A 14,754-nucleotide genomic window follows, 5' to 3' on the forward strand; every position below is an offset into this window, starting at 1 on the left:
AGGTAAGCAGGTTTGACTTTAGTTGTCTGCATTTGGCGACAGCACGGCGTTTTTTTCATCGCTCATCAGTGCGTAATGGGTGGGGGAATTTGCTGATGTAATTTTATTTTTAAATAAAATCATTGCGTTATTATTTTTGTTGCAAAACTGGCACGCTACGTGCATTATTCTCGGCGGCTGCTCATTCACCTTTTTATGACGGCGCCGTAATTAGACGGCAAATCGCCTCATAAGCCTCCGAATGATGCCAAAGAAATGGTGCCTATCGTCCAACCAAACCGATAACAGACCGCGCAAGCGGCTTTATCAAGCATCGGGCGACACGTGGAGTGAGGCACCGCCTGTATCCAACTGTGATGAAGGGTTCATCAATCCTGGATACTTACGGATGCTATTCGTCCTGTTCGATGCCAGCCGCTGCGCTACATCACCCTGGGGACGAGGTTTAAGGGCATCCACACTTTCCTTGCGTTGGGGCAAGTTTCTTGCCCCGATGTCAATTCTCAACGCTGCGCTTATGCCCGTTTCGTTGTCTATGCCCTCGAACGCAGACGCTATCCCCACACTCTCGTTTTCGCGCCGGTTGATGTTACCGGGGCCGCATGCCGTCGGCAGGCCAGGCCTATGGGCGCGCTTCGCCGATCCCGCGGCTTTTTCCTTGCGCGTTCAGGATTCTCCCCTGCCGGGCTTTTCTCTTTCCGGCGAGTCAGTTAGCATCGTGACAGAGCTGAGAGAATGAGATGATTTCGTTGAAAAAATGGCGTTTATTCCCCCGTTCGCTGCGGCAATTGGTGCTGCTGGCCTTCCTGTTGGTGCTGCTGCCGCTGTTGGTGCTGGCCTATCAAGCCTACCAGAGCCTGGATCACCTCAGCGCGCAGGCGGCGGACATCAACCGCACCACGCTGGTGGACGCGCGGCGCAGCGAGGCGATGACCAGCGTGGCGCTGGAGATGGAGCGCAGCTATCGTCAGTACTGCGTGCTGGTCGATCCTACGCTGCAGAAGCTGTACCAGAACCAGCGCAAACAGTATTCGCAGATGCTGGACGCCCACGCGCCGATTCTGCCGGACGAACGTTATTACCAAACGCTGCGTCAGTTGCTGACCCAGTTGGCGGCGATCAAATGCCATAACAGCGGGCCGGACCAAGAGGCCTCGGCCCTGCTCGAGTCGTTCTCGCGATCCAATGCCGAAATGGTACAGGCCACGCGCGCGGTGGTGTTTTCACGCGGCCAGCAGCTGCAGCAGGCCATCGCCGAGCGCGGTCAGTTCTTCGGCTGGCAGGCGCTGCTGTTGTTCCTGGTCAGCGTGCTGCTGGTGGTGCTGTTCACCCGCATGATCATCGGGCCGGTCAAGGCCGTGGAACGGATGATCAATCGCCTGGGGGAAGGGCGCGCGCTGGGCAGCACCGCGTCGTTCAAAGGGCCGCGCGAGCTGCGTTCGCTGGCGCAGCGCATCATCTGGCTGAGCGAACGGTTGGCGTGGCTGGAGTCGCAGCGCCACGAGTTCTTGCGCCATATCTCGCACGAGTTGAAAACGCCGCTGGCCAGCATGCGTGAAGGAACCGAACTGCTGGCAGACGAAGTGGCGGGGCCGCTGACCTCCGATCAAAAAGAGGTGGTGGCGATCCTCGACAACAGCAGCCGTCATCTGCAACAGCTGATTGAACAACTGCTGGATTACAACCGCAAACTGGCCGACGGCCCGGCGGAACACGAGAACGTCGAGCTGCGTGAGATGGTCGATTTGGTGGTCGCCGCGCACAGTTTGCCGGCGCGGGCGAAGATGATTTCCACCGAAATCGCCCTGGAGGCGGAAATCTGCTGGGCAGAGCCTACGCTATTAATGCGCGTGCTGGATAATCTCTACTCCAATGCGGTGCACTACGGCAAGGAATCCGGTAACATTTGGATCCGCAGCCGTCAGGTTGGACAACGGGTGCAAATCGACGTCGCCAATACCGGCACGCCGATCCCCGAGGCTGAAAGAGCCATGATTTTCGAGCCTTTTTTCCAGGGTAGTCACCAGCGAAAAGGGGCGGTAAAAGGAAGCGGACTGGGGTTGAGCATCGCTCAGGACTGTATCCGTCGCATGCGCGGTGAGCTGCAACTGGCGACGGTCGCCGGTGCAGACGTCTGCTTCCGCATTGAACTGCCGTTAACCGCCGAGAATGAATAAATAATGTACACATGGTCTAAGCGCCTTCGTCTTTCACAGACCGAACGTTCACCGCGTGCCGTGCACAGAGCGCCGCTCGGCAAACGCCCGATCAGCTGGTTGGGCGCCGTTTTCTTTATGCCGCTGTTGCTGGCGGGCTGCGTCGATCGCGCGGTCAGCGGCGGCCTGAGCGCTCAGCAGCAAGAAGCGATCCCGGATACCAAGGTGATCGATTACCGCACCGCGGCTTGCGATACCCTGTGGCAGTTGGACGACAAGGACGCGCTGGATAACGCGCTCTACTGGCTGCGTGCGATGGACTGCGCCGATCGCATCGGCTCAACCCAGGCGCGCGCGCTGGCGAAAACGGTGCCTGGCGACAGCTGGTCCGGCGTTTTCAAACAGAGCATTCTGCTGGGGAGCGCACAGCCGACCTCCGGCGAACGCCGCCAGATGATCGACAGGATCAACAGCTACCGGATGGAGTTTCCCGGTTCGCTGCGTCCACTGACGCAGCTGTGGCGCCAGCAGCAGATGCTGCAGATCACGCTGTTCGATGAGAAAGCGCGTTATCAGCATCTGCAGGAAAGCAGCGACAGCCAGATCGATTCGCTGCGCCAGAGCCAGGCGCGCTTGCAATCGCAGCTGCAGGACACCTCGCGCAAGCTGGAAAACCTGACCGACATCGAGCGCCAGCTCTCATCGCGCAAGCAGTTGCAAGGGGAAATACCGGACAACGGCACAGGCTCGCAAAAGGGCGAAGCTGCCGGTAAAAACGGCGCGGCCGCGAAAGGGGCTGGGCCGCAGGACGAACCGGAAAAGGGCACTGCGCTGCCGGTTGAACCGGAAGACACCTATACGCCGCACCCTGCCAATAAGGAGTCCCACGCGCAATGACCGCACGCAAACCGGCCAACCTGTTATTGGTTGACGACGATCCCAGCCTGCTGAAGCTGCTGGGCATGCGCCTGACCAGCGAAGGTTTTCACGTCACCACCGCCGAAAGCGGCCAGGAAGCGCTGCGCCTGCTGGCGCGCGAACAGATCGATCTGGTGATCAGCGATCTGCGCATGGATGAGATGGACGGCATGGCGCTGTTCGCCGAGATCCAAAAACATCAGCCGGGCATGCCGGTGATCATTCTCACCGCGCACGGTTCGATTCCCGATGCGGTGGCCGCTACCCAGCAGGGGGTGTTCAGCTTTCTCACCAAGCCGGTGGATCGCGATGCGCTGTACAAGGCCATCGACGAGGCGCTCGCGCTGTCGGCCAGCCCGGCCGGCGACGATGCCTGGCGAGAAGACATCGTCACCCGCAGCCCGTTGATGCTGCGCCTGCTGGAGCAGGTGAAAATGGTGGCGCAGTCCGACGTCAGCGTATTGATCAACGGCCAGAGCGGCACCGGTAAAGAGGTGGTGGCGCAGGCGATCCACGCGGCCAGCCCGCGCGCCAGCAAGGCGTTCATCGCCATCAACTGCGGCGCGCTGCCGGAGCAGCTGCTGGAGTCCGAACTGTTCGGCCACGCCAAGGGCGCCTTTACCGGCGCGGTCAGCAGCCGCGAAGGGCTGTTCCAGGCGGCGGCGGGCGGCACGCTGTTCCTCGACGAGATCGGCGATATGCCGCTGTCGCTGCAGGTGAAGCTGCTGCGCGTGCTGCAGGAACGCAAGGTGCGGCCGCTCGGCAGCAATCGCGATCTGGACATTGACGTACGCATCATCTCCGCCACCCACCGCGATCTGCAAAAGGCGATGGCGAAGAACGAGTTCCGCGAGGATCTCTACTACCGCCTCAACGTGGTGAACCTCAAGATCCCGGCGCTCAACGAGCGCGCCGAAGATATCCCGCTGCTGGCCAATCACCTGTTGCGCGAAGCGGCTCAGCGGCACAAGCCGTTCGTGCGCAGCTTCTCGACCGACGCCATGAAGCGGCTGATGACCGCCAGCTGGCCGGGCAACGTGCGTCAGCTGGTCAACGTCATCGAGCAGTGCGTGGCGCTGACCTCGGCGCCGGTGATCAGCGAAGCGTTGGTGGAGCAGGCGCTGGAAGGGGAAAATACCGCGTTGCCGACCTTTGCCGAAGCGCGTAACCAGTTCGAGTTGCATTACCTGCGCAAGCTGCTGCAGATCACCAAGGGCAACGTGACCCAGGCCGCGCGCATGGCGGGCCGCAACCGCACCGAGTTTTACAAATTGCTGTCGCGCCACGAGCTGGACGCCAACGATTTTAAAGAATGACAGTTTCCCGCCGGCGCCTGCCACGCAGGTTCTCAACAAATCCGGCGGAATGATTTACACTCCGTTCTCTTTGCCGCGGCGCGCCCCGGCGTAGAGCACCATGGAACGTATTAAGCGGGATCGTACACAAATGAGCAGATCACTTTCCATCGCCCTGGCCCAGTTGAACCTGCTGGTCGGCGACATTGAAGGCAACACCGAACGCATGTTGCAAATCGTGCAGGAGCAGCAGAAGGCGGGAGCCGATCTGGTCATGTTCAGCGAACTGGCGCTGTCCGGCTACCCGCCGGAAGACCTGCTGTACCGCAATGATTTCTATCAGCGCTGCGATGCGCAGCTGCTGCGCCTGCAGCAGGCCTCCGCCGAGACGGCGATCCTGGTCGGCCACCCGTGGCGCGAAGGCGACAAGCTGTACAACGCGCTGTCGCTGTTCGCCGAAGGCCGCCTGCTGACCCGCTACTTCAAGCAGCAGCTGCCGAACTACGGCGTGTTCGATGAGAAGCGCTATTTCCACGCCGGCAACGACACCTGCGTGGTGCAATTGAAAGGCTACCGTCTGGGGCTGCTGATCTGCGAAGATCTGTGGTTCCCTGAGCCGATCGACGCCGCCAAGGCGGCCGGCGCGGAGATTATCCTGTCGATCAACGCCTCGCCGTATAATCGCGAAAAACCGTATATCCGCAAAACGCTGATGGCCGGCCACTGCCAGCGCACCCAGCTGCCGCTGGTGTACCTCAACCAGGTCGGCGGCCAGGATGAGCTGATCTTCGACGGCTGCTCCAAGGTCTTCGACGCCGCCGGCACCATGACCCACCGTCTGGCGGCCTTCGACGAGCAAGTGACCCGCCTGGAATTCAACGAGCTGGATGTGGTGCCGATGGCCGATCCGGCCGCTGAGCTGCCGCAGCTGGCGCAGGTGTACCAGGCGCTGGTGCTGGCGGTGCGCGACTATGTGACCAAAAATGGCTTTAAAGGCGCGGTGCTGGGGCTGTCCGGCGGCATCGACTCGGCGCTGACGCTGGCGATCGCCGTGGATGCGTTGGGCAAAGACAAGGTGCAGGCGCTGATGATGCCATTCCGCTACACCGCGGATATCAGCATCGCCGACGCCAAGGAAGAGGCGGAAATCCTCGGCGTGGAGTTCGATATCGTCTCCATCGAACCGATGTTCGACGCCTTTATGGGCCAGCTGTCGCCGATGTTCGCCGGCACCGAGCGCGACACCACCGAAGAGAACCTGCAGGCGCGTTGCCGCGGGGTGGTGCTGATGGCGCTGTCCAACAAGCGCCGCAGCATCGTGCTGACCACCGGCAACAAGAGCGAAATGGCGGTCGGTTACGCCACGCTGTACGGCGATATGGCCGGCGGTTTCGACGTGCTGAAGGACGTGCCGAAAACGCTGGTGTTCAAGCTGTCTGAATACCGTAACACCGTCTCCTACGTGATCCCGCAGCGGGTGATCGATCGCCCGCCGTCCGCCGAGCTGGCGCCGGATCAGGTCGATCAGGACAGCCTGCCGCCGTACGATATCCTGGATGCGATCCTGGAAGGCTACGTCGAGCGCGACAAGTCGGTCGCCGATCTGGTGGCCGAAGGGTTCGACGAAGCGATCGTGCGCAAGGTGATCCGCCTGGTGGACATCAACGAATACAAGCGGCGTCAGGCCGCCGTCGGGCCGCGTATCACCGCCCGTAACTTCGGCAAAGACCGCCGCTACCCCATCACATCCGGTTTTGGCCGCAAAAATTGGTAAAAGGAAAGAAGATGAAAAAGATCGACGCGATTATCAAGCCGTTCAAACTGGATGACGTCCGCGAAGCGCTGGCCGAAGTGGGCATCACCGGCATGACGGTCACCGAAGTCAAAGGCTTCGGCCGCCAGAAGGGCCACACCGAGCTGTACCGCGGCGCCGAATACATGGTCGATTTTCTGCCTAAGGTGAAGATCGAGATCGTGGTTGCCGACGACATCGTCGACACCTGCGTGGAAACCATTATGCAAACCGCACAGACCGGCAAGATCGGCGACGGCAAAATCTTCGTCTTCGACGTGGCGCGCGTGGTGCGTATCCGTACCGGCGAGCAGGACGAAGAAGCGATCTGATCCTCCGCAGGTTCATCGGCCATCAGGAGGGCGCAGCATGCTGCGCCCTTGTCATTTCTGCTCCCCGTACATCACACTTCTTCGCCTCGCCGTTTCCCCCATTTTTGCCTGCGGGCATTCTAAAAAAGCGAACGCTATCGCGTTTTTGACACTTTTCCCGATCGCTTCACGGCTGGCGTCTACACTCAACGCAATGTTTTTGCTTGAGGAATCACCCCCATGATGACGTTACGCCAAATCCGCCACTTCATCGCCGTGGCGGAAACCGGGTCGATCTCCGCCGGCGCCCAGGCGGTGTTTGTCTCCCAGTCTTCGCTGACGCTGGCGATCCAGCAGCTGGAAACCGAGATCGGCGTGCGGCTGTTCGATCGCCACGCCAAGGGCATGACGCTGACCCATCAGGGGCACCAATTCTTGCGCCAGTCGTATCTGATCCTGGCGACGGTGGACAACGCCAAGCGCAGCCTGCAGATCGGCACCGAAAGCCTGACCGGCAAGCTGACTATCGGCGTCACCAGCCTGGTGGCCGGTTACTTCCTGGTGGAACTGCTCACGCGCTTTAAATCGGCTTATCCCAATGTCACCGTGCAGGTGGTTGAAGACGAACGCCCGTACATCGAGCATCTGCTGGTCAGCGGCGAGATCGACATCGGCGTGCTGATCTTGTCGAACATCGAGGACCGCGACGCGCTGCAGACCGAGGTGCTGATGCACTCGCCGTATCGCCTATGGCTGCCGCCGCTGCACCCGCTGCTGGAGCACGAGAGCATCAGCCTGGCGGACGTGGCCAAACAGCCGCTGATCCAGCTCAACGCCGATGAAATGGACGTGCACGCGCGGCGCATCTGGGCGCGCGCCGGGCTGAAGCCGGAGATCGCCATGAAGACCGCCTCGACCGAGGCGGTGCGCAGCCTGGTGGCGGCGGGGATGGGAGTCTCCATCCAGCCGGATATGGCGTACCGCGCCTGGTCGCTGGAGGGCAACATGATCGAGGCGCGCAAGCTGGACGATCTGCTGGAGCCGCTGGATATCGGGTTGGCATGGCGGCGCGGCAGCGCGCGGCCGGAGCTGGTGACGCCGTTCCTCACCATCGCGCGCGAGAACGGCAGCAAACATGCCGCCGGGCTTAAGCATTCGATTTAATCGAACGCGTCGTTCAGTATTTAGAATTTGTTGCCCGCCAGAGGCTCGCTTAGGCTGATTAAAACTAACTTATTCACATTTGGTTAACGTTTTTGTCACTTAGGGGCGTCAGGCGATGGTGGATGTGCAGGTTCTCTCAGGTTTGTCCTGTCAGCAGTTCATTAACGGTCAGCTTATCGACGGCGAAGGCCAGCAGGAGTGCATCGTCAATCCGGCCAACGGCGAGACGCTGATCGCCCTGACCGAAGCCTCTGCGGCACAGGTCGGCAGCGCGGTGAAAGCCGCGCAGCAGGCGTTTGGCCATTGGTCGCGCACTACGCCGGCCCAGCGCGCCACGCTGTTGCTGCGTATCGCCGACGCCATTGAGCGGCAGGCGCCGCAGCTGGCGCAACTGGAGGCCCTCAACTGCGGCAAACCGCTGCATCAGGCGCTCAATGACGATCTGCCGGCGGCGGTCGACGTGTTCCGCTTCTTTGCCGGCGCGGTGCGCACGCAGCAAGGGCAACTGGCCGGTGAGTATGTGCCGGGCCACACCTCGATGATCCGCCGCGATCCCATTGGCGTGGTGGCCTCGATCGCCCCCTGGAACTATCCGCTGATGATGGCGGCGTGGAAGATCGCGCCGGCGTTGGCGGCGGGCAATACCGTGGTGTTTAAACCCTCCGAACATACGCCGCTGACCATTCTGGCGTTGGTGCCTGCGCTGCAAGAGATCCTGCCGCCGGGCGTGCTGAACATCGTCTATGGCGGCGGTGAAGGGGTCGGCAGCCAGCTGGTGGGGCACCCGCAGGTGCGGCTGGTGTCGGTCACCGGCGATATCGTCACCGGGCAAAAAATCCTCCAGGCGGCGGCTAAAAGCGTCAAGCGCACCCATCTGGAGCTGGGGGGCAAGGCGCCGGTGATCGTTTGCGACGACGCCGATCTCGACGAGGTGGTCAACGGCATTCGCACCTACGGCTATTACAACGCCGGCCAGGACTGCACCGCCGCCTGCCGCATCTACGCGCAGGCCGGCATCTATCCCAAACTGGTGGACGCGCTGGGCGAAGCGGTCGCCAGCCTGCGCTTCGCCCGCAAGCGCGATCAGGACAACGAGATCGGCCCGTTGATAAGTGCCCGCCAGCGCGATCGCGTCGCCAGTTTTGTCGAGCGGGCGCTCAGCCAACCGCATATCGAATTGATCACCGGCGCCGCGGCGCACTCCGGGCCGGGGTTCTACTACCAGCCGACCTTGCTGGCGGGTTGCCTGCAAAGCGACGAGATCGTGCAGCGCGAGGTGTTCGGCCCGGTGGTCAGCGTCACGCGCTTCGAACACCTGGAGCAGGCGGTCGCGTGGGCCAATGACTCGGAATACGGGCTGGCCTCGTCGGTGTGGACGCAAAATATCGATCGGGCGCTGCACATTGCCGCCCATCTGCAGTACGGCAGCACCTGGATCAACACTCATTTCACCTTGGCGAGCGAAATGCCGCACGGCGGCCTGAAACGCTCCGGCTACGGCAAGGATCTGTCCAGCGATTCGCTGCAGGATTACAGCGTTGTCAGGCACGTTATGGCGAAGTTCAAAGCCGGCTTCTAACGGTTATATCAAGAAAAATCAGGCGGCAGCCGTTCCCTGCCGCACACCGATAAGCAACACAGGGGTAATTACGATGGGAAAAACTACCGCAGTCACCACCACCGTCTCCGCGCTCTGTCTCACCGTGCTGTGCGGCCTGGCCCAGGCGGCCGATCTGCCGCAGTCGTTGGGCAAAGGCGAAGGCCGGCTGGACATCATCGCCTGGCCCGGCTACATCGAACGCGGCCAGTCCGACAAAAACTACGACTGGGTCACCCAGTTTGAGAAGCAAACCGGCTGTGCGGTGAACGTGAAGACCGCCGCCACCTCCGATGAAATGGTCAGCCTGATGGCCAAGGGCGGCTACGATCTGGTGACCGCCTCCGGCGACGCCTCGCTGCGTCTGATCTTCGGCAAGCGGGTACAGCCGATCAACACCGCGCTGATCCCGAACTGGAAGAACGTCGACCCGCGCCTGCTGAACGGCGCCTGGTATACCGTGGACGGCAAAACTTACGGCACGCCGTACCAGTGGGGGCCGAACCTGCTGATGTACAACACCAAAACCTTCCCGACGCCGCCGGACAGCTGGGCGGTGATCTTCCAGCAGCAGAACCTGCCGGACGGCAAGAGCAACCAGGGCCGGGTGCAGGCTTACGACGGCCCGATCTACATCGCCGACGCGGCGCTGTTCCTGAAGGCCACCCAGCCGCAGCTCGGCATCAGCGATCCTTACCAGCTCAACGAAGAGCAGTATCAGGCGGCGCTGAAGCTGCTGCGCAGCCAGCACGCGCTGATCCACCGCTACTGGCACGATACCTCGGTGCAGATGAGCGACTTTAAAAACGAAGGCGTGGTGGCCTCCAGCGCCTGGCCGTATCAGGCCAACGCCCTGAAGGGCGAAGGGCAGCCGATCGCCACCGTGTTCCCGAAAGAGGGCGTGACCGGCTGGGCGGACACCACCATGCTGCATGCCGACGCCAAACACCCGAGCTGCGCCTACCAGTGGATGAACTGGTCGCTGGAGCCGAAGGTGCAGGGCGATGTGGCGGCCTGGTTCGGGTCGGTGCCGGCTTCACCGGCGGGCTGCAAGGCCAGCGCGCTGCTGGGTGAGAAGGGTTGCGAAACCAACGGTTTCAACCAGTTCGACAAAATCGCCTTCTGGAAAACGCCGCAGGCGCAGGGCGGCAAGTTCGTGCCGTACAGCCGCTGGACCCAGGATTACATCGCCATCATGGGCGGCCGCTAAGCCGCGGGGCGCAGCCCGCTGCGCCCGAATTACATCAGAATGGAGCACAGAAAATGACCATTGCCGTGCAATTCATCGATGTTTCGCGGACTTTCGGCGATGTTCGCGCCGTGGATCGGGTATCCATCGACATTCAGGACGGGGAATTCTTCTCCATGCTCGGGCCGTCCGGCTCGGGCAAAACCACCTGCCTGCGCCTGATCGCCGGCTTTGAACAGCTCACTTCCGGCTCGATTCGCATTCACGGCCAGGAAGCCGCCAACCTGCCGCCGTATCAGCGCGACGTGAATACCGTGTTTCAGGATTACGCGCTGTTTCCGCACATGTCGGTGCTGGAAAACGTCGCCTACGGCCTGATGGTGAAGGGCGTCGCCAAACGCGAGCGGCTGGCGCGGGCGCAAGAGGCGCTGGAGAGCGTGGCGCTCGGTTTCGTCGCCGAACGCAAGCCGGCGCACCTGTCGGGCGGCCAGCGGCAGCGCGTGGCACTGGCGCGCGCGCTGGTCAACCGGCCACGGGTGCTGCTGCTGGACGAACCGCTCGGCGCGCTGGATCTCAAGCTGCGCGAGCAGATGCAGGGCGAACTGAAGAAGCTGCAGCGCCAGCTGGGCATCACCTTTATCTTCGTCACCCACGATCAAAGCGAAGCGCTGTCGATGTCCGATCGGGTGGCGGTATTCAATAACGGCCGCATCGAGCAGGTGGATACGCCGCGCGAGCTTTACATGCGGCCGAAGACGCCGTTCGTCGCCGAGTTTGTCGGCACCTCCAACGTGGTGCGCAGCGAGCTGGCGCAGCGTCTGCTCGGCGAAAGCCGAACCTTCTCGATCCGGCCGGAGCATATTCGCCTGCTGGAGCAAGGCGGCGCGGCGCAGGACGAAATCCAGGTGCAGGGCACGCTGCAGGAAATCCACTACCAGGGCGCGGCCACGCGCTATGAGATCGCGCTGAACGGCGGCGAAAAGCTGCTGGTCAGCCAGGCCAATCCACAGTGGATCGCCGAAGGGCAACAGCGTCAGATCGGCCAGCCGATCGTCGCCTGCTGGCCGCGCGCGGCGATGGTGCCGCTGCTGGAGGAGAGGTGAGATGGACATGAGCATCGATTCCCCCCCGGCGCGCGGCGGTAGCGTGCGCGCGCTGTCGACCTGGCTCTATCGCCGGCCGACGCTGTATCTGCTGTTACTGCTGGTGCCGCCGCTGCTGTGGTTCGGCGCGGTGTACCTCGGCTCGCTGCTGACGCTGCTGTGGCAGGGGTTCTACACCTTCGACGATTTCACCATGGCGGTGACGCCGGATCTGACCTTCGCCAACCTGGCGGCGCTGTTCAACCCGGCCAACTACGACATCATCCTGCGCACGCTGACCATGGCGGTGCTGGTGTCGCTGGCCAGCGCGGTACTGGCGTTCCCGATCGCCTATTACATGGCGCGCTACACCAGCGGTCGCGTCAAGGCGTTCTTTTACATTGCGGTGATGATGCCGATGTGGGCCAGCTATATCGTCAAAGCCTATGCCTGGACCCTGCTGCTGGCGAAAGACGGCGTGGCGCAGTGGTTCCTGCAGCACCTGGGGCTGGAGCCGCTGTTGGCTTCGCTGCTGACGGTGCCCGGCATCGGCGGCAACACGCTGTCGACCTCGGGGCTGGGGCGTTTTCTGGTGTTCGTTTATATCTGGCTGCCGTTCATGATCCTGCCGATCCAGGCGGCGCTGGAGCGCCTGCCGCCCTCGCTGCTGCATGCCTCGGCGGATCTGGGCGCCCGGCCGGCGCAGACCTTCCGCCACGTCATTTTGCCGCTGGCGGTGCCGGGCATCGCCGCCGGATCGATCTTCACCTTTTCGCTGACGCTGGGCGACTTTATCGTGCCGCAGCTGGTGGGGCCGCCTGGTTATTTCATCGGCAGCATGGTCTACGCCCAGCAGGGCGCGATCGGCAATATGCCGATGGCCGCGGCCTTTACGCTGGTGCCGATCGTCCTGATCGCCATCTACCTTTCCATCGTCAAACGTCTGGGGGCTTTCGATGCACTCTGAACGCGCGCCCTTAGGGCTGAAGCTGGCCGCCTGGGGCGGACTTGTCTTCCTGCATTTCCCGTTGGCGATCATCGCCATCTATGCCTTCAACACCGAGGACGCGGCCTTCAGCTTCCCGCCGAAGGGCTTTACGCTGCACTGGTTCAACGTTGCCGCCGGGCGGCAGGACATCCTCGATGCGGTGCTGCTGTCGGCGCAGATCGCCTGCCTGGCGACCGCCATCGCGCTGGTGCTCGGCACCCTGGCGGCGGCGGCGCTGTATCGGCGCGATTTCTTCGGCAAAGACAGCATTTCGCTGCTGCTGCTGCTGCCGATCGCGCTGCCGGGGATCGTCACCGGCCTGGCGCTGCTGGCGGCGTTCAAGGCGCTGAACATCGAGCCGGGCATCCTGACCATCGTCGTCGGCCATGCGACGTTCTGCGTGGTGATCGTGTTCAACAACGTCATCGCCCGATTCCGCCGCACCTCGTACAGCCTGATCGAGGCTTCGATGGATCTCGGCGCCGACGGCTGGCAAACCTTCCGTTACGTGATCTTGCCGAACCTCGGCTCGGCGCTGCTGGCCGGCGGCATGCTGGCGTTCGCGCTGTCGTTCGATGAAATCATCGTGACCACCTTTACCGCCGGCCACGAGCGCACGCTGCCGCTGTGGCTGCTGAACCAGCTCGGTCGCCCGCGCGACGTGCCGATCACCAACGTGGTGGCGCTGTCGGTGATGCTGTTGACCATGCTGCCGATCCTCGGCGCTTACTACCTGACCAAAGGTGGGGAAAGCGTCGCCGGCAGCGGCAAATAATTTCCTTACCCGACCTCTGACAAAAGGATAACCCTATGCAAAGCCAACTGTTGATTGACGGCCAACTGGTGAATGGCCAGGGCGCGACCCAGCCGGTGTATAACCCGGCGACCGGCGAAGTGATCGCGCAGGTGGCGGAGGCCAGCCCGGAGCAGGTCGATCGTGCGGTGCTGGCGGCGGACGCCGCGTTCGCCGCCTGGGGGCAAACCACGCCGAAGGAGCGCGCCGAGCATCTGCTCAAGCTGGCGGATCTGATCGACGAGCATGCCGAGACCTTTGCCAGGCTGGAGTCGCTCAACTGCGGCAAGCCTTATCACTGCGTGCTGAACGACGAGCTGCCGGCGGTGGCCGACGTATTTCGCTTCTTCGCCGGCGCCAGCCGCTGCCTGACCGGCATGGCGGCCGGTGAGTATCTGGCCGGACACACCTCGATGATCCGCCGCGATCCGCTCGGCGTGGTGGCCTCGATCGCGCCGTGGAACTACCCGCTGATGATGGCGGCCTGGAAACTGGCGCCGGCCTTGGCGGCGGGCAACTGCGTGGTGATCAAGCCTTCGGAGCAGACGCCGCTGACCACCTTCAAATTGGCCGAACTGGCCGCCGGGCTGTTCCCGCCGGGCGTGCTCAACGTGCTGTTCGGGCGCGGCGCCAGCGTCGGCGATCGGCTGACCGGGCATGACAAGGTGCGCATGGTGTCGCTGACCGGGTCGATCGCCACCGGTGAGCACATCATCGCCCACACCGCCGCCGGCATTAAGCGCACCCATATGGAGCTGGGCGGCAAGGCGCCGGTGCTGGTGTTCGACGACGCCGATCTGCAGCAGGTGGTGGACGGCATTCGCGGCTTCGGGTTCTACAACGCCGGCCAGGATTGCACCGCCGCCTGCCGCATCTACGCGCAGAAAAGCATTTATCCCGAGCTGGTGAAGCGGCTGGGCGAGGCGGTGGCCAGCCTGAAGATCGGCGCGCCGGACGACGAGAGCACCGAGCTGGGGCCGTTGATTACCGCCCAGCATCTGGAGCGGGTGGCCGGTTTTGTCGAGCGAGCCAAAGCGTTGCCGCATGTGCAGGTGGTCACCGGCGGCGAGAAGGTGAAGGGGCCGGGATACTATTTCCAGCCGACGCTGCTGGCCGGCGCGCGCCAGGACGATGAGATCGTGCAGCGCGAAGTGTTCGGCCCGGTGGTGACGGTGACGCCGTTTGACGACGAAGAGCAGGTACTGGCCTGGGCGAACGAATCCAACTACGGATTGGCCTCGTCCGTGTGGACCCGCGACGTGGGCCGCGCGCATCGCTTAAGCGCTCGCCTGCAATACGGCTGTACCTGGGTGAACACCCACTTCATGCTGGTGAGCGAGATGCCGCACGGCGGCCAGAAACTGTCCGGCTACGGCAAGGATATGTCGATGTACGGGCTGGAGGATTACACGGCCATTCGTCATGTGATGTTCAAACATTGATTTTACAATAATTATCCGCACAATAGC

Annotated in this window: 12 protein-coding genes; all 12 read left to right on the forward strand. The window is 62.6% G+C overall.

Going from position 1 to position 14,754, the window contains the following annotated elements:
* The first annotated feature begins 740 nt into the window (after positions 1 to 740).
* The 12 genes from ACMGF7_RS13420 to patD all read left to right on the forward strand — a co-directional run bounded on the left by ACMGF7_RS13420 (position 741) and on the right by patD (position 14,727).
* Entirely contained in the window at positions 741 to 2,177 is a 1,437-nt protein-coding gene (locus ACMGF7_RS13420) for a sensor histidine kinase (protein WP_004941357.1), read from the forward strand.
* Between the two features lie 3 nt (positions 2,178 to 2,180).
* Positions 2,181 to 3,053, forward strand: a complete 873-nt coding sequence (gene qseG, locus ACMGF7_RS13425) for a two-component system QseEF-associated lipoprotein QseG (protein WP_197763921.1) — start codon at positions 2,181 to 2,183, stop codon at positions 3,051 to 3,053.
* Positions 3,050 to 4,390, forward strand: coding sequence for a two-component system response regulator GlrR (gene glrR / locus ACMGF7_RS13430; RefSeq protein WP_004941361.1), 1,341 nt, complete (start codon positions 3,050 to 3,052; stop codon positions 4,388 to 4,390). Before qseG ends, glrR begins: the two co-directional genes overlap by 4 nt.
* A gap of 130 nt (positions 4,391 to 4,520) precedes the next feature.
* Positions 4,521 to 6,143, forward strand: coding sequence for an NAD+ synthase (locus ACMGF7_RS13435; RefSeq protein ID WP_049242185.1), 1,623 nt, complete (start codon positions 4,521 to 4,523; stop codon positions 6,141 to 6,143).
* A gap of 11 nt (positions 6,144 to 6,154) precedes the next feature.
* Positions 6,155 to 6,493, forward strand: coding sequence for a nitrogen regulatory protein P-II (gene glnB, locus ACMGF7_RS13440; protein ID WP_004847623.1), 339 nt, complete (start codon positions 6,155 to 6,157; stop codon positions 6,491 to 6,493).
* A gap of 219 nt (positions 6,494 to 6,712) precedes the next feature.
* Positions 6,713 to 7,636, forward strand: coding sequence for a LysR substrate-binding domain-containing protein (locus tag ACMGF7_RS13445; protein WP_015378793.1), 924 nt, complete (start codon positions 6,713 to 6,715; stop codon positions 7,634 to 7,636).
* A gap of 115 nt (positions 7,637 to 7,751) precedes the next feature.
* Positions 7,752 to 9,215, forward strand: coding sequence for a gamma-aminobutyraldehyde dehydrogenase (locus ACMGF7_RS13450; protein ID WP_420286474.1), 1,464 nt, complete (start codon positions 7,752 to 7,754; stop codon positions 9,213 to 9,215).
* Positions 9,216 to 9,288: 73 nt separating this feature from the next.
* Positions 9,289 to 10,443 carry a putative ABC transporter substrate-binding protein YdcS gene (gene ydcS, locus ACMGF7_RS13455; protein WP_049242182.1) on the forward strand — a complete coding sequence of 385 codons (1,155 nt, stop codon included), beginning with the start codon at positions 9,289 to 9,291 and terminating at the stop codon, positions 10,441 to 10,443.
* A 53-nt stretch (positions 10,444 to 10,496) separates the two neighbouring features.
* Positions 10,497 to 11,525 (forward strand): ABC transporter ATP-binding protein, encoded by a 1,029-nt coding sequence (locus ACMGF7_RS13460; RefSeq protein ID WP_015378790.1) that lies wholly within the window; start codon positions 10,497 to 10,499, stop codon positions 11,523 to 11,525.
* A 1-nt stretch (position 11,526) separates the two neighbouring features.
* Positions 11,527 to 12,471 carry an ABC transporter permease gene (locus ACMGF7_RS13465; RefSeq protein ID WP_015378789.1) on the forward strand — a complete coding sequence of 315 codons (945 nt, stop codon included), beginning with the start codon at positions 11,527 to 11,529 and terminating at the stop codon, positions 12,469 to 12,471.
* Complete coding sequence (locus tag ACMGF7_RS13470) at positions 12,461 to 13,267, forward strand: ABC transporter permease (protein ID WP_004941378.1); 807 nt, start codon at positions 12,461 to 12,463, stop codon at positions 13,265 to 13,267. Before ACMGF7_RS13465 ends, ACMGF7_RS13470 begins: the two co-directional genes overlap by 11 nt.
* A 35-nt stretch (positions 13,268 to 13,302) precedes the next feature.
* Positions 13,303 to 14,727, forward strand: coding sequence for an aminobutyraldehyde dehydrogenase (gene patD / locus ACMGF7_RS13475; protein WP_049186757.1), 1,425 nt, complete (start codon positions 13,303 to 13,305; stop codon positions 14,725 to 14,727).
* Positions 14,728 to 14,754: the final 27 nt, after the last annotated feature.

Origin of the sequence: Serratia sp. BNK-17 (assembly GCF_048684935.1) — a bacterium.
Lineage (GTDB): Bacteria > Pseudomonadota > Gammaproteobacteria > Enterobacterales > Enterobacteriaceae > Serratia > Serratia nematodiphila.